Source organism: Nocardia sputi (assembly GCF_023501985.1).
In genome coordinates this window covers 127,289-142,380 of record NZ_JAMFLC010000005.1, presented here as the reverse complement: position 1 = coordinate 142,380, position 15,092 = coordinate 127,289, and the positions used below count along the sequence as shown (strand labels likewise).

General features: G+C 67.3%; 11 protein-coding genes. 7 read left to right on the top strand and 4 right to left on the bottom strand.

All coding sequences use genetic code 11. The annotated features are described in order from the left end of the window. Window positions 1-3: 3 nt before the first annotated feature. Window positions 4-1,350 carry an FHA domain-containing protein gene (locus tag M8859_RS09850; RefSeq protein ID WP_249644133.1) on the bottom strand — a complete coding sequence of 449 codons (1,347 nt, stop codon included), beginning with the start codon at window positions 1,348-1,350 and terminating at the stop codon, window positions 4-6. 142 nt (window positions 1,351-1,492) lie between these two features. On the opposite strand from M8859_RS09850, the gene M8859_RS09845 reads away from it, so the two are divergent. The 4 genes from M8859_RS09845 to M8859_RS09830 all read left to right on the top strand — a co-directional run bounded on the left by M8859_RS09845 (window position 1,493) and on the right by M8859_RS09830 (window position 6,851). Further along, window positions 1,493-2,698, top strand: a complete 1,206-nt coding sequence (locus tag M8859_RS09845) for a DUF7373 family lipoprotein (protein WP_249644132.1) — start codon at window positions 1,493-1,495, stop codon at window positions 2,696-2,698. Window positions 2,699-2,807: 109 nt separating this feature from the next. Continuing rightward, window positions 2,808-4,007, top strand: coding sequence for a DUF7373 family lipoprotein (locus tag M8859_RS09840; RefSeq protein WP_236565387.1), 1,200 nt, complete (start codon window positions 2,808-2,810; stop codon window positions 4,005-4,007). Further along, window positions 4,004-5,233: a DUF7373 family lipoprotein gene (locus M8859_RS09835; protein ID WP_249644131.1), complete on the top strand. Its 1,230-nt coding sequence runs from the start codon at window positions 4,004-4,006 to the stop codon at window positions 5,231-5,233. The genes M8859_RS09840 and M8859_RS09835 overlap by 4 nt, the downstream gene beginning before the upstream one ends. Window positions 5,234-5,321: 88 nt before the next feature. After that, window positions 5,322-6,851 (top strand): serine/threonine-protein kinase, encoded by a 1,530-nt coding sequence (locus tag M8859_RS09830; protein WP_372492893.1) that lies wholly within the window; start codon window positions 5,322-5,324, stop codon window positions 6,849-6,851. 31 nt (window positions 6,852-6,882) lie between these two features. Here the strand turns inward: M8859_RS09830 and M8859_RS09825 are convergent, their stop codons facing one another. Further along, entirely contained in the window at window positions 6,883-7,767 is an 885-nt protein-coding gene (locus tag M8859_RS09825; RefSeq protein WP_159922949.1) for an NAD(P)-dependent oxidoreductase, read from the bottom strand. A 100-nt stretch (window positions 7,768-7,867) separates the two neighbouring features. Between M8859_RS09825 and M8859_RS09820 the strand changes: the two genes are divergently transcribed. The 3 genes from M8859_RS09820 to M8859_RS09810 all read left to right on the top strand — a co-directional run bounded on the left by M8859_RS09820 (window position 7,868) and on the right by M8859_RS09810 (window position 9,399). Then, entirely contained in the window at window positions 7,868-8,218 is a 351-nt protein-coding gene (locus M8859_RS09820) for a winged helix-turn-helix transcriptional regulator (protein WP_159922947.1), read from the top strand. 524 nt (window positions 8,219-8,742) lie between these two features. Next, window positions 8,743-9,060: a WXG100 family type VII secretion target gene (locus tag M8859_RS09815; RefSeq protein ID WP_159922945.1), complete on the top strand. Its 318-nt coding sequence runs from the start codon at window positions 8,743-8,745 to the stop codon at window positions 9,058-9,060. Window positions 9,061-9,096: 36 nt separating this feature from the next. Beyond that, window positions 9,097-9,399, top strand: a complete 303-nt coding sequence (locus M8859_RS09810; protein ID WP_159922943.1) for a WXG100 family type VII secretion target — start codon at window positions 9,097-9,099, stop codon at window positions 9,397-9,399. A 128-nt stretch (window positions 9,400-9,527) separates the two neighbouring features. Here the strand turns inward: M8859_RS09810 and M8859_RS09805 are convergent, their stop codons facing one another. Both M8859_RS09805 and eccCa read right to left on the bottom strand, forming a co-directional pair. Continuing rightward, window positions 9,528-10,970: a type VII secretion-associated protein gene (locus M8859_RS09805; protein WP_159922941.1), complete on the bottom strand. Its 1,443-nt coding sequence runs from the start codon at window positions 10,968-10,970 to the stop codon at window positions 9,528-9,530. After that, window positions 10,970-15,004 carry a type VII secretion protein EccCa gene (gene eccCa / locus M8859_RS09800; RefSeq protein WP_159922939.1) on the bottom strand — a complete coding sequence of 1,345 codons (4,035 nt, stop codon included), beginning with the start codon at window positions 15,002-15,004 and terminating at the stop codon, window positions 10,970-10,972. Before eccCa ends, M8859_RS09805 begins: the two co-directional genes overlap by 1 nt. Between the last annotated feature and the right edge of the window lie 88 nt (window positions 15,005-15,092).

Genomic DNA, 15,092 nt, shown 5'->3' with positions numbered 1-15,092 from the left:
CGCTCAGCGGCCGAACGGCGGCGGCGCGGCCAGTTCGAAGCGCAGCACCCGGTTGCCGAGCATGATCTCGGTGCCCGGTAGCAGCACCGTGGACTGGTTCGCCGCCAGGCGCATCCAATCGCGGTAGCCCGGCAGCCGGGTCCGGGTGCCGTTGGTCGAACCGCAGTCCACCACCATCACGTCCCAGTTCACCAAGCGGATCTCCGCGTGGGCCCGGGACATGCCGCCGGAGGCGTCGTCGACGCGCAGCGGGACGAGTCCGCTCTCCGCGGCGGGGGAACGCTCCGGATCGCGCCCGATCACCGCGTCCGCGGCGAGCATGTAGGTCATGCCGTCGTCGAGGATCAGCATGCCCAGCGGCGGGCGGACCACTTCGATCAGCGCCTGCGTCTGGTCCACCGGCATCCCGCACACGGTGCAGAACGCCGCCCGCGGATCGCTGGGATGCGCTCGGGCGCACTTGAATCCCATGACTTTGACGGTGAGCGCGGTGGCTTTCGCAGTGGCCTCCAGCCTGCGCCGCAGTTGCGGATCCGGCTGCGGCGCGGGGTTGGTGCCACCCACCTGGGTGGGCGCGTGGTGCGGATCGATCGGCGGCTGCTCGGCCTCCGCGTCGAGCATCGCGGTCGACGGCGCGGTCGGGTACCGCGGTTGGCCGAGCACGTGCCGCGGCTCCGGCTCGGGCCGGTGCTGCCGTTCCGATGCGGTGGGCTCGGGTTCGATGCGCGCCGTCGGCAGCGGCGGCGACTCCGGGCGGCGATGCGTGCCCGGTGGACGGGACGCGTGGCTGTTCGCGGGCATACCGGCGCGGGAACCCTCCGACCAGACGATCGCGCCGCCCGCCTGCGCGATGCCCTCGACCAGCCAGCCGATGCCGCGCTCCGGCGGCAGATCCGGGATGCGGCCCTTCCCGTCGTCGACGAACAACGCCGCCGCCCGCGCGGGAATCGCGGCGACCCGGTCCACCGTGAAGGCCGCGTCGCTGCCGCGATACCGCTCGACGGCGCCGTCACCGGCCAGCACGGCGGTGACCGCTCCGTGCAAGAAGATCGCCAAGCCCCCGTTCTCGGCGAGCGAGAGGATGCCGAAGTCGATCGGTTCCCCCGGGCTGATCCGCTCGGCGTGTTTCATCAGCCAGCGCGTGGCCTGCCGGGCCACCAGGGCTCCGGGACCGTCCGGTTCCCGATCGGTCGCCTCGCGCACCAGTTCGGCCAGTGATTCGACAGCGACGACGGCGGGCGAGTCCTGCGTCGGCCTGCCCGGCCTGCGGTGCGCGACGACTACGACCGCCCCCGCGACCCTGGCCACGGCGTGGCTGCCTACGACGACTTCGACCTGCCGATCCTTCAACGGTATCGGCCTCCACCGGGGGTGCAGTGCAAGGTCGTCGCCACACCCACAAGGGTATGGCAATACGAACACCACCGGTCCCCCTCCCCGTCGTCCGTCGGGTAACTTCAGTGTCAGTAACGGGAGGAACGAGGGGCCTGAGATGGTTCGGACGCAACGCATCGCGCTCACCGCGTCTTGCCTGGCACTGGCGGGGATGCTGGCCGGTTGCGCAGGCGTGCAGGGAACGCCGACCGCGGGCGAGATCGATGTACGCGTGCTGGAAGTCGGCACCTATCCAATCGACAAGCACGACTACAGCCAGGACTCCGGCGGCAAGGGCGCGCTGTTGGAAGGCATGCGGATGTCCGATGCCGTGGTCCCGACCGTGCGCATCGACCCAATGCTGAAGTTCGGGCGCGGCAGCACCGTCGTGACCGACGCCGAGCAGGCGCTGAACTTCGTGGCCAAGGTGTCCAAACCGGTCTTCGACAACCGCAAGCTGATCGTCGGGTACGCCGCCAGCGGCGCGGACCGCCCCGATCCCGCGGGCCAGTCCAACCCGGCCCCGGATGCCACGGCGGTCACCAACGCCCTGTTCCGTTTTCCCGACGAGGCCACCGCGAAGCTGGCCGCGCGCGAACTCGAAGACGTCGACATCGCCATCTCCCCGGACAACCGCAAACTGTCGTCGACGAAATATCCCGACGCCCACATCCATTGGCGACCCGGCGTTCCGACTGTCGGCACCTTCATGGCGCACAAGGAGTTCGTCATCTCCTTGTTCATCCAGCGGCCCACCGCCGATGGCGACGACCTCGTGAAATGGGTCGACAAAACCCTTGCCGCCCAGGTCGCGCAGCTGGGTGAGTTCACAGCCACCCCGGAGAACAAGCTCGACTCCCTCGAGGTCGACCCGGACGGCCTGCTCGCCCGCGTCGCGGTCGCCGACCGCAAGGACCGCGCTCCCGACCCGGCGTCCTTCGCCGTCTACGGCGGTTACCACACGGTGCACCGCGCCGACGACGAGTCCGTCCACCTGCGCCTGATCGAGGACGCGGGCGTGGACCACATCGGCCTCGTCGACGACAGCTACGTCGCCCGCACCCGCGATGCGGAAGCCGCCCAGAAGCTGGTCACCGGCCTGTTGGAGAGCGAAGGCGCCCACTACGACCCGCTGGGCGCTCCCAGGGACGTTCCCGGCGCCAAGTGCCTGCAGCTCAACAGCAAGGGTGACGCGGAACGGGAGTACAAGTACCGGTGCTACGTGGCGTACAAGCGGTACGTCGGAGTCGTCACCAGTGATAAGGAACCGGACGTGCGACAGAAGGTCGCCGCGGAGTATGCGCTGTTGGCGAACAGTTTCTGAGTTCAGCAGGGTAGGTGCCGCCATTTTCGCGGTCTTCGCTCGCCGGGGGCCCGAAGTAGGATTCCGGCGCAACTACCGCAATCAGGGGAGGGAAGTGCAGCACGGCGTCATGTCGAAACCTATTCGAACCGCCTGTGCCCTGACGTTCGCCGCAGTCGTCGCCGTCGCAGGCGCCGCGTGCGGCGGCTCGGAGGCCGGGCCGGAGCAAACCACACCACCCATCGACTTGGCGCAGCTCGACGTGGGCAACTACCCGACCCAGCCACGTTCGCTGGGAACCGCGAAGAATCCCGAGCAGGCGCGCATGATCGAGGCGGAGCGGCTGGCGAACTTCGTCCCGCTGCCGTCGGACATCGACCCGGCGTTCGTCTCCGCGAATCCGTCGATCTCCAAGATCTTCCTCGAGCCGAAGGGTGCGCTCGGGCGGATCATGGACGTCTCCCGCTTCGCCGAAGCCGCACCTGAGTTCGTCGCGGGGTTCCTCAGCAGCGCGGGCAGCGCGCCGGACAATCGCGGCACGGACCTGGTCAACGCGATCCTGATCTTCCCGGACGAGCAGAAGGCGGCCGCCGCGGCCGCGGCCCTGGAACGCGTCGACTTCGAGGCCAACAACCGGAATACGCCGGTGCAGATCCCGAAGTACCCCGCCGCGCACGCGCATTGGCAACCGCAGACCCAGTCGATCGGCTCGTGGTTCGCCACCGGGAAGTTCGTCATTTACACCTGGGTATTCGACTACGTGAAGATCTTCCTGGAGAAGGTCGACCTTCCCCAGCTGCTCACCCTGGTCGAGAAGAGTTTGGACACCGTCGTCCCGGCGATCGGCCGCTTCACTCCGACGCCCGTCGACCAGCTGATGACGCTGCCGATCGACATGGACCGCATGCTGGACCGAACCCTGCCGCGTCCACGGGAAGATTCCTGGATCGACCCGCCGGGCGCCTACACCGGCCATGGCGCGTTGCACTTCACCACCGATTCGGCCGAGGACCGCAGGATGATCGAAGCGGCCGGAACGGATCGGTACGCCACCGACGGGACCGATCTGTTCCGCACCCGCGATGCCGCCGCGGCCATACAGTTGCGGGAGGAACGCGGCGGCCTGTCGAAGAAGTTCCGCGCGGCCGAGTCGCCGAAAGGCCTCCCCGTCGCCCGATGCAAGGAGTACATCGGCAACAAGACGGTCGTCGTCCGGTTCTACTGCTCGGTGGCCTACGACCGCTACGCGGCATTCGCGTGGTCGCATCAGTTGCTCGACGCGCAGCAGCGCATCTCGTCTCAGTACGCGTTGTTGGTGAACGCCGCATGACGACATTCCGCACCACCGCCGCGGCGCTCGCGTGCACGGTGGCCACCGTGATCCTCACCGGTTGTGGTTCCACGATGCCGGGTGCCGCGCAGCCGGGAGAGATCGACGTTCGCAGTCTCGACCATGGCAACTACCCCACCGAGCCGCTGAACGCCCACGACGACGATTATCAACCGCTGTTCATCGACATGGGGAAGGTCGCCGCGATGCGGCTGGCCGATTACGTCGCCTCCGCATACGACATAGATCCGCGGATGAGGTACGGCTGGACATCGGCGAGCGTCAGCAAAGGGGTACTGCCCGGAGAACTCGGGCGATCGGAGGACATGCGGCCGATCGCCGAGCGGAACCGGATGATGTACGGGTTCCATACCAACGGATCCGACCAGAACATCAGCCTGTTTCCCTCGGGGTGGCCGACCAAGCCACGGCCCAACTCCACGACGGTCGGCACGACCGTCATGCAGTTCCCCGACCCGGAGCGTGCCCGCCAGGCCGCGACCGAGTTCCACGATGCCGATTTCGGCGCCTACCGCGATCAGAACGAACCCCTCACGCTGCCGCGGCAGCCGCAGGCACGAGCGCACTGGCGTCCCGGCTCTCCGTTCCTGCGTACGGTGCTCGCGCACGGTTCCTATGTGGTGGCGTTCCTCGTCTCGGCCAACGCACCTGATCGCAACGCCTTGGTCGCGCTGGCGGAGAAGGCGTACGACGTCCAGCTGCCACTGCTCGACCAACTGCCTGCGCTGACCGAAGAAGAGATGTTGCGGCTGCCGTGGGACCCCGACCATCTGCTGAGCCGTACCCTGAATCCGGCCGAGGTCCAGTCCCCGAGCTACGACGACTCGCACGCCCTGTTCGGTCTGCGCGGAATCATGCAATACGCCGAAGACCGCGATTACGCGAAACAACGTTTCACGGCGATGGGCGCCGAGAAATTCGCGGCCTCCGGCGGCACCTTGGTGATTCGCACGGCGAGCCCGGAGGCGGCGCGACGTGTCGCCGCGGAACGTATCACCCCCACGACGGTAGCGGGCCCGGCCGAGCCACCGCAGCATCTGCCGGATTCGTCTTGTGTGGAGAACCGGTCCGGACTTTTCGACGACCGACGATTCACCTGCGTCGTCGCGTACAAGGAATACGTGGGATTCGTCGCCGCCAATCAACTACTGGACGCTCAGCAACGAGCCGCCGCGCAGTATTCCATTTTCGCGAACAGCCGATAATGCCGCACTTTCGTCGCGACAGGGGTCCAGTATGCTGCGTGGCGAGCGCAGCGGCCCGCGTCGAGTCAGGAGATCGTAAAAGATGGCGATGAGCCCCGGGACCATCGTCGGCGGGTACCGAATTATGCGGGTGCTCGGCGCGGGCGGCATGGGCACGGTATATCTGGCCAAACATCCCAGCCTGCCCAGGACCGACGCGCTGAAGGTGCTCGGCGGCGAACTCAGCCGCGACTACGAGTTCCGCACGCGTTTCGAACGCGAAGCCAATCTCGCCGCCGGGCTCGACCATCCGAACATCGTCTCGGTCTACAACCGTGGTGAAGAACAGGGCCAATTGTGGATCGCCATGCAATACGTCGACGGCACCGATGCTGCCGCCGAACTGGCCCGCGACCCGCACGCGATGAATCCGCTGCGCGCACTGCGCATCACGACCGAGGTCGGTAAGGGCCTCGACTACGCGCACCGCAAGGGCCTGCTGCACCGCGACGTCAAACCGGCGAATTTCCTGCTGTCCACCCCAGCCGACGGCGAAGAAGAACGCGTCCTGCTCACCGATTTCGGCGTAGCGAAAGCCAATGACGACACCACCGAACTCACGCAGACCGGCAGTTTCGTCGCGACCATCGCCTATGCTCCGCCCGAGCAGCTCACCGGCAGCCCGCTCGACCACCGCGCCGATGTCTACAGTCTCGCGTGCTCGTTCTACAAATTGCTCACCGGGCGCAACCCTTTCCCCGGAACGCAACCCGCCCTGGTGATGATGGGGCATCTCCACGAGCCCCCGCCGTCGGCCACCTCGGTCCACCCCGGATTGCCGCCTGCCATCGACCATGTCTTCGCCCGAGCCATGGCGAAGGACCCGGCAGACCGCTTCTCCAGCTGCCGCGAATTCACCGACGCCGCCGCCGCCGCGCTCACTCCCGGCTACAACCCGGTCGCCACCAACACTTCCCCGACCTATCCGATCCAGGTTTTCGATCCGCGGCCCAGGACCGATCCCCGCGTCGCCGTCTCCGTCCAGGGAGCCGTCCCCCGGCAACCCGCACGCAAGAACTGGCTGCTCGCGGCGGCCGCCGGCGTCGTGACCGTCGCCCTCGCCGCGGGAATCGGCATCTGGGCACTGAACCGGGACGAATCCGGGCCCGCGCCCGCGGTCGCGACGCCGAGCAGTACGGCCGCGCTGTCGCCGCTGGAGCAGGCGCGGGCGAACAACCCGGTGTTCCGCGGCAAGACGATCACGATGGTCGACGTGGCCCGCGGCTCGCAGGTCTCGATCTTCCTCGGCGGTACCCCGCAGACGAAGTTCCTGGAGGATCTCGGATTCGTCTACAACCTCAACTACGCACGGCAGGGTGACGAGACAGGACCTCGGGAATTGACGGGGTCCTCCAGGCTGGAAGTCGCACCGGACGGTTACGTGCTGGCCGTGCGCAGCGACGAGAAGGCCGGTGGCGGTGGACTACTCGGCCTTCCGTACCAGGTGGCGGGCACACGCGCCACGGTGATCCCGCTCGACGATCCCGCAGCCGTCGCCGCGGTCCGCAATTGGAGCGCGTCCTCCGAACAGACTTTGCTCGAACGTCTGGTGCCGGTGCTGCGCAATCGGGTGAAGTAGGAAGTCGATCGGCGCGTCCCCCGGGTGAAGGTCATTCCACAGGTTGCGATCGCCGACGCCGCAGAAGGTCCACGACGCCGGTAGTCGACTCGTTCCCCCCGCCCTCGGCGACCCGGCGCTGCATCAATGCCATGAAGGGCGTGAGGAGTTCGGGGCTGACGCCCTGTTCGGCGGCGGTACGCAGCAGCGTCGCGTTCGTCGTGACCATCATCGCCAAATTCGACTCCACGTCCTCGGCGTAGTCGCCGCTCGCCAGCTGCGCGGCGGTGCCGTACGCGTACCCGGCCATCGCCTGCTGATAGCCGACCAGCAGGGGCGCGAACTCCACCGGTGAGATGTCCTCTCCACCAATCAAGGCGAAGGCATGCGCGGCCCCGGCGAACATGCCCCACATTCCGCTGAGGAGAGCGATGTCGTACAAAGCCGCGAAACCGGCGTCCGCCCCGACGTAGGTGACACCGGCGGGTACGGCCAAAGTCTCGGCGTGGGTCTCGTGCAGCTCCACCGAACCGCTGTAGAAGACGTACCCGCCGGAGTCGGCGACACCGATCATGGACGGGACGGCCATGATCCCGCCGTCCAGAAAACGTCCGCCGCGCTCGGCGATCCAGCCGGACAACTCCCGGGCTTCGGCGGGGGTGCTGGTGGTCAGGTTGACGATGTCCCGGCCGGTGAGGTCGATGCCGTCCAGAGTCGCGCGAACCGACGCGTCGTCGAGAAGGCAAACGACGACGAGAGCGTTCGCGGCGACGGCTTCAGCGGCGGTGGCCGCGACCACCGCCCCCTCCGGCGCACGCCGGGCACTGCGGTTCCAGACCGTGACGGCGTATCCGGCGGTGAGCCATGAGCGGACGAGTGCCGAGCCCATATCTCCGAGACCGAGGACGGTGAGCGACTTCTTCGAATGATCGAACATACGGGCTACTCTTGGCCGGGCATTCCGGGTGGATCAAGTACGCACATGGAAGTGGGCACCTACTTCCGGGTAAGCCAGCAGGCAGCTGAAAGGGGTGGTCGTGCCGATCACACGCAGACCGGGCGCGTACACGTGCGGGCTCGACGCCACACTGTCGATACTGAACGGCAAGTGGAAGATGATGATTCTGTGGCCCCTGAGCGAACGCCCCCACCGCTTCGGTGAGCTACGCCGCCAGGTGCCGGGAGTCACGGAGAAGGTGCTCACCACACAGCTGCGCGAACTGGAAGCCGACGGGATCGTCCATCGCGAGGTATACGACGAGTTGATCCCGCGTGTCGAGTACTCTTTGACCCCGCTGGGCGAACTGCTCAACCAAGCCCTGCTCCCGTTGGAAGCTTGGGGCCGTGAACATCTCATGGACGACTCCACACCCTCCGGTCGTCGCTGATACGCCCGGCCGGCAGCCACTTACGAGTCACCCCAGGCACCCACTCGAGACACCCGAACACGAAGGGTTCGAGCGGAATCCTGTGTAGCGGCCACATCCGCTGCGGCGAAGGCTTCGAGGGCTTTTCGCGTTCCGCGACAACCTGGTTTCGCCATGGTCGAACTGCAATCTGCTGGTAGCGGCGGACTTAGGCGTTCGGTAAGGTGTACCGCAGCCAGCCCACTCGCCGATCATTACAGCAGCGAGCAGGGGGAAGGAGGGGAGCCGAGCGCTGGCGTTACAAGTCATGCAGGCCCGGACCGCATCGTGGTCTTCCGAGCAGGCCCGTGCGCGGCCGCCGAAATCACGGACGGGCCGGACTGAGGGGCGCAGGGCCCTGATCCCGTGGGGCGATACCGAACTTCTCGAGGCCGAACTTTCTCGAGTCGGGATGGAACCGATCAGACCCGCACCGCGTCCAACCAGATGTACAGGCCAACTGAGGCTTCCGCCGTTGGCCGAGACGGGAACCGAAAGGAGCCGAAATGGCAGGACAGCTCGAAGCGAGCGAAGAGGCGATCACGAAGTTTGTAGACAATTGCCGCCAGCGGCACCAGGATCTGCAGACCGCGATCACCGCACTGAACAGCAAGTCGGATCAGACCACCGCCACCTGGAGCGGCGCGGCCCGCCAGGCGTTCGACACCTTCATGGACAGCTACTTCGCCCAGGCGCGGAAGCTGAACGACCAGCTGGATCAGACTTCGGACAAGCTCGCTCACGCCGGACGGAAGTTCGCGGATCAGGATCAGCAGTTCGCCCAGCAGGTGGCGGCGCAGTCCTCCAGCCTGGACCTCCCCTGATCCGATAGCCGTACCACAGACAACAAGGAGCTCCCCATGGTAGCGAACGACCCCGGTCGGATTGCCTCCAACTTCGGCGAAGTCGATGCGGGCGCACAGGCCATCGTGGCCGAGGCGCGCAGCGTCATGACCATGCTCGAAGATTTCCACAAGCAGGTCACCGACTTCGTGACGAACTACTGGAAGGGTGACGCGAACGACGCGTTCGCCTCACTGCAGGCCCAGTGGAACACGCAGGTCACCCAGCTGAACACCACGCTGGAAAGCGCGGGCAAGCTGGTCAGCAGCGGCAACGCCGACCTGCAGGGCACCGACACCGCGCTGGCGGGCCTCTTCTGAGATCCCGTCTCGGCTGATTCGAGCCCCCGGTACTTCGGTGCCGGGGGCTCGAATCGTTCTACGCTGAACTTCGTTTCCTCCACAACCGCTGCCGCGACCACAACCGCTGCCGCGACACCGGAGGCAGCTCACGGGACGACGCGGACCGAGTCCCCGAAATTCGTGCACAAGGTCTCCAACTGACTCCACCCTTCCCCCACGTACTGGCAACCGACGCTGACCTGAATTCCCGACTCCAGCAGGACGTGCCAGCGCACGGTTGACCCGTCCTCAGGGTGTTCCGAGTAGGCGAGGCTGGAACGGCTACCGAATACGACGTCGCGTTCCAGATCGGTCAGGACTCCCGGCGGACGCTGCGCCATCTGGACCTCCAGCTTCGCGGCGACCTGTTCATAGCCGGAACCCGCCGTCAATGGCGTCTGCATCACCGTAATGCGCTGCCGCGCACCAGTTTCGGGAACCAGATCGACACGGGCGCGTGCACTCTCCGGCGCTGGAGCCACACGCCAGCCGGGCGGAACTCGAAACCGTATGCGGCCGAATGCTTCCGGTGCCGACTCAGCCGATGTGGCGGCCGGGGACGGCGCCACGCTGGTCGAGGCCGTCTCCGTGCTCGGCGCTGCTGTCGCCGCGTCGTCTCCGCGACCGGACACGATTACCGCGCCGATGACTACCAGTGCGACGACTACGAGAGCAGCAACCGCAACGACCGCGAACCGCGCTGTGCTGTACCGGGGCTGCTCGGCTGCGGCGCGGTCCCGCAGCGGTCGCATCCACTCGGTGGGCGCGGTCGCGGGCGGCATTTCCTGTCGATGGCTCGGTCCCGGCCGGCGACCCCGGAGGAGATCGTTACCGGCGACCGAGCGCAGCTCGACAGCGGCGCCCGCGGCCTGCTCGATCGCCGCACCGAGCAGGCCGAGCTTCGTGGGGTCGGCGATACCCACCACCTGGGCGAGGTCGATCGGGCCGCCTTCGAGCAGCCGAGTGACGAGCCCGCGCAAAGCATCGAAAGCCGGTGATTCCTCGGTGATTTCAGCGAGCGCGAGTGCGGGGTCGTGTTCACAGGATTCGACATGTACGCCGCGATGGCTTCGGATGACCGCGGAGGCCGTGGTGGTCAACGTTCCGAATTCCAGCACCAGCGTTCGCCGACTGTGGCTGGTGCCCTCGTCCGACGCCACCGATCGCACCGCGATCCCCTCGAACACGACCTCCGACGTCCAGCGCCGCGCCGCCTCCTCGAGTACGCCGCGACGGGCGGCGCCCCATTCGGTAGGGCAGATCACCGTCATCCGGGCGCACGGTGCGGCAACGCGAAGATTCTCGAGCACACTCGCGAAAACGGCGCCCATCGCGTCCACCACCGACGGCGTTCGAGGCGGTAAGGCCATGGCGGCGGCGGGCACGAACTGGACTACCGACCCCACCTGGGTAGGCGGGGTCAGCGGCTGCCCCACGACGAGGTCGAAGCCATTGCTGCCCAGAACGACCGAGGGCGGCGCGTCCCAGTGGGTGTCGGCGCCGCGCGCCCAGATGCGCGCTTCCGTGACGACGAGCTCGACCTCGGACATCAGGGCGACGGCATCCACGCCGTCTGTACCAGGCCCTCCTGGTTGCGGGTGACGTAGGTGCCCCGGCCCGGGGGCATCGGGCTCGGTCGTTTGGTGCCCATCAGGACTCCCTCGTCCTTACTGCAGCTCAAGATCAGGCCGGCGGAGCCCAGATCCCGCATCCTGGCCAGCGTCGCCTCGAACATCGCTCTGCTCGCACCACCCGAACGCCGGGCGATGATCACGTGGAAGCCGAGGTCGCGAGCATGGGGCAGGTGTTCGAGCAGCGCCTGGACCGGGTTGCCCGCGGACGTGGCGACCAGGTCGTAATCATCGATGATGACGTACAGTTCCGGTCCGCTCCACCACGAGCGATCCCGCAGTTGCTGCGGCGTGACATCCGAACCCGGCGTGCGCTTGTTGACGTAAGCGGCCAGGTCGTTCATGTTCTGGGTGAACTGAGGCGCCGTCGAGCCGTAACCGGCGAGGTACCCCTCCGGGACCAGGCCGAGCATGCTGCGCCGGTAGTCGCCGAGGATGAAGCGGGCTTGATCGGGGGTGTTGGACGCGGCGATGCCCTCGATCAGCGAGCGCAGCAATGTCGTCTTTCCCGACTCGGTGTCGCCGATGATGATGAAGTGCGGGCTCTCCACGAAGTCGATGTAGACCGGAGCCAGCTCCGACTCGTTGATGCCGAACGGAATGCGCAGGCACTTGGTGTTCGGGTCGACCTGCGACGGCCAATCGCCCGCCAGGTACAGCAGTTGCTCGCGCGCAAGCTGCTCGGGCAGCATGCGGACCTGCGGAGCATGACGGCCCGGCGTCAGCCGGGCGATGGCGGCGACCGCGTCGGCGACGGCCTGGGCGAGGTCGGTCGGATCGGGATTGCCGTCGATGCGGGGCAGGCCGGTCAGCATGTGCAGGCACTCGGGGGTCATGCCGCGGCCCGGCCGCCCCTGCGGGACCAGGGAGGCGAACTTGCGTCCCAGATCGGAGTCCATCGGATCACCCAGGCGCAGCTCGATCCTGGTGCCGATCTGATCCTTGAGCGCGGGCCGTGCCTCCGCCCAGCGATTCAGCGCGATGACCACGTGCACGCCGTAGGACAGACCCTGCACGGCGAGGTTCATGATGGTCTGCTCGAGCATCTCGAAGTCCTGGCGGATCGAGCTGAAGCCGTCGATCACCAGGAACACGTCGCCGAACGGATCCTCGTGCGCACCCGCGGCGCCCGGACTGCTCGCCGGGTCCATCGCGCGCAGCCTGCGGAAGTCCGCCATCGATTCGATGCCGAGCTGGCGGAAGCGCGCCTCACGCTGACGGACGATGGTGGTCATCTCGGCGATGGTGCGCCGGACCTGGTCCTCGTCCAACCGGCTCGCGACCGAGCCGACGTGCGGCAACCCTTGTAGGCCCGCCAGGGTGCCGCCACCGAAGTCCAAGCAGTAGAACTGCACTTGTTCGGCGGTGTGCGTCAACGCCATCGACATGATCAGTGTCCGCAGCGCGGTCGACTTGCCCGATTGCGGGCCGCCGACGACGGCGACGTTGCCGCGGGCGCCGGATAGGTCGATGATCATCGGGTCGCGGCGCTGGTCGTAGGGCCGGTCGACGATGCCGATCGGGGCGCGCAGCGTGGACACCGCGGAGTACTCGCCGGTGAGGAGGGAGCGCGGCAGGAGCTGGTCGAGCGTGGGCGCCTCGTCCAAGGGGGGCAACCAGATCTCGTGCGCCGGGCGGCCGTGGCCGCGGATCCGGGAGACCAGCATGTTCAGGTTGGACACCTGCTCGCCGTCCTCGTCCTGGTGCTCCTGCTCCAGAGTCGGCTCGGGTGGCAGCGGAACGCGGTCAGCGGCACGGAAGTCGACATGCGTCGCGGTGAACGGCCGTGCTTTGACGTCGATTTCGCCGGACTGCGTCGCCACGATCATGTCGCGCTGCGAGCCCCCGCCGACGTACGGTCCGGAGACATAGGAAGCCTGGAAGCGCTGGATCTCACCGGAATCCGCCTTGAGGTAGCCGCCACCGGGGTTGTTCGGCAGGTTGTAGGCGTCGGGCACACCGAGCACCTGCCGGGATTCGTTGGCGGAGAACGTCTTCAGGCCGATCCGGTAGGACAGGTGGGCCTCGAGGCCCTTGAGTTTGCCTTCTTCCAGGCGCTGCGAAGCGAGTAGCAGATGCACGTGCAGCGAACGGCCCAGACGGCCGATCATGACGAACAGCTCGGCGAAATCCGGATGCTGGGTGAGCAGTTCGGAGAACTCGTCGAGCACCACGAACAGGGCGGGCAGCGGATCCAGGTCGGCGCCCGCGGCCCTGGCCTTCTCGTACTCGGAGACGTTGGCGAAGTTGCCCGCGGCCCGCAGCACTTCCTGGCGGCGGTTCATCTCACCGGCCAGGGCGTCCTTCATGCGGTCGACGAGGTCGGCCTCTTCCTCCAGGTTGGTGATGACGGCGGCGACGTGCGGAACCCCTTCCAGGCCGAGGAATGTCGCGCCGCCCTTGAAGTCGACCAGAACCAGGTTCAGCTGATCGGGCGAGTGCGTGGCCAGCAGGCTCAGCACCAAGGTGCGCAGGAACTCCGACTTACCGGAACCCGTGGCGCCGATGCAGAGACCGTGCGGCCCCATGCCGTTCTCGGCGGCCTCCTTGATGTCCAGATCCACCGGCAGGCCGTCGGCGCCGACACCGAACGGGACGCGCAGGCGTTCCCGCCCGTAGCGCGGCCGCCAGGCGTGCTCGGGGTTGAAGGAGCCGATGTCGCCGAGACCCATCAGCTGGGCCCAGGTCGAGATCACCTCGGAGTCGTCGTTCTCCACGTCGCTGCTGCGCTGCGTGGCGGCGCGGTAGGGCGCGAGCCTGCGCGCCACCTGCTGCGCCTGCTCGGGGCTGATCCGGTCGATCAGCGCGAAGCGCTCCTGATTGCCGGTCGCGCCGCGGCCGACGCACTCGCCGTTCTCCACGATCATCTTGATGCCGCGAGAGACCGCCAAGCGCGGCGCGTAACCGCACAAGTCGATGATGGTCACGCCCTCGTAGCCGGATTCGCGCAGCTGATCGTCCTCCGCCTCGAGCAGACCGCCGTCGACCACGATGACGATGTGCACCATGTTCGCGTTGGCCGGCTGGTTTCGCGAATACCGGACCCGGTTGCCCAGCAACGGATGCAGCCCGGCCATGGCCTCCCGGATCGAACCGTAGAACATGCGCTCGGTGCCGATGCCGTCCTGCGAGTCGGGGTGCTGGGTGTGCGGGAGCCACTTGGTCCACTCCCACTCCGCCGCCGTGTCCGGCCCGCAGACGACCGCGACGAGAACCTGGTCCGGCGCCTGGAACATGCACAGCTGCACCAGCATCGCGCGGGTCATGTCCCGCGCCTGGCCGCGGTCGCCGTCCAGCGCGATGGTGGCGAAGCCCTTGACCGCGATAGCGGTCGGCAGGTCCGGCACGGTCGAATGCGCGCGCACGAACCGGCGCAGCGAAACAGCCGCGATGGGCTCGAGCTCCTCGACCGGGCCGGTCTCGGGGGCGACCAGCCTGGTGGCCAAGCGCTGCCCGCCGAGACCGATGCGGGCGTGGCAGAAGTCCTTGTCTCCCGCGCGGCGTTCCCACATGCGGCTGGTGCCCGCCAGCATCCAGACCAGGCCGGGCTCCGGGTGGCTCCACTCGACGGAAGCGCGCTGCTGCGCGGCGGTCTCGTTGACGTCCTTGCGAACCTGGTCGAGGTAACGCAGGTAGTCCTTGCGGTCCTCGTTGGCCTCGGCGGCCTTCTGCCCCTTGCCGCCGCCCTGACCGGCGAACATGCCGACCATGGAGAACAGCATCATGAGCGGGAACATCATGCTCATCGGATTGGAGGCGATGCCGCCACCCTGGGTGAACAGCAGGGCCATCATGCCGACCATGCCGATCACCATCACGACCGGCATGAGCTTCATGACCAGGTTTCCCGGTGTGACCCGGGGGATTTCGGGCGGCGGCTGAAGCGTGACCTCGCCCCCCGGCGTTCGAGGCATCTCGCGGCGCGCACGGCGCTGGAAGCGGACAGTGCTCATCGACGAGAAATCCCCCTTCGGCCAGCTGTGATTCGGCCTCAGTGTAGAGGTCACCGCTGACATGTCGTACAGTTCGACCAGCATTCTG

What these genes read in the sequence shown, in the direction of transcription:
- M8859_RS09830 (WP_372492893.1), top strand. Translation starts at nt 5,322, where the DNA reads ATGAGCCCCGGGACCATCGTCGGCGGGTACCGAATTATGCGGGTGCTC.
- eccCa (WP_159922939.1), bottom strand. Translation starts at nt 15,004, where the DNA reads ATGAGCACTGTCCGCTTCCAGCGCCGTGCGCGCCGCGAGATGCCTCGA.
- M8859_RS09810 (WP_159922943.1), top strand. Translation starts at nt 9,097, where the DNA reads ATGGTAGCGAACGACCCCGGTCGGATTGCCTCCAACTTCGGCGAAGTC.
- M8859_RS09835 (WP_249644131.1), top strand. Translation starts at nt 4,004, where the DNA reads ATGACGACATTCCGCACCACCGCCGCGGCGCTCGCGTGCACGGTGGCC.
- M8859_RS09845 (WP_249644132.1), top strand. Translation starts at nt 1,493, where the DNA reads ATGGTTCGGACGCAACGCATCGCGCTCACCGCGTCTTGCCTGGCACTG.
- M8859_RS09815 (WP_159922945.1), top strand. Translation starts at nt 8,743, where the DNA reads ATGGCAGGACAGCTCGAAGCGAGCGAAGAGGCGATCACGAAGTTTGTA.
- M8859_RS09805 (WP_159922941.1), bottom strand. Translation starts at nt 10,970, where the DNA reads ATGTCCGAGGTCGAGCTCGTCGTCACGGAAGCGCGCATCTGGGCGCGC.
- M8859_RS09840 (WP_236565387.1), top strand. Translation starts at nt 2,808, where the DNA reads ATGTCGAAACCTATTCGAACCGCCTGTGCCCTGACGTTCGCCGCAGTC.
- M8859_RS09825 (WP_159922949.1), bottom strand. Translation starts at nt 7,767, where the DNA reads ATGTTCGATCATTCGAAGAAGTCGCTCACCGTCCTCGGTCTCGGAGAT.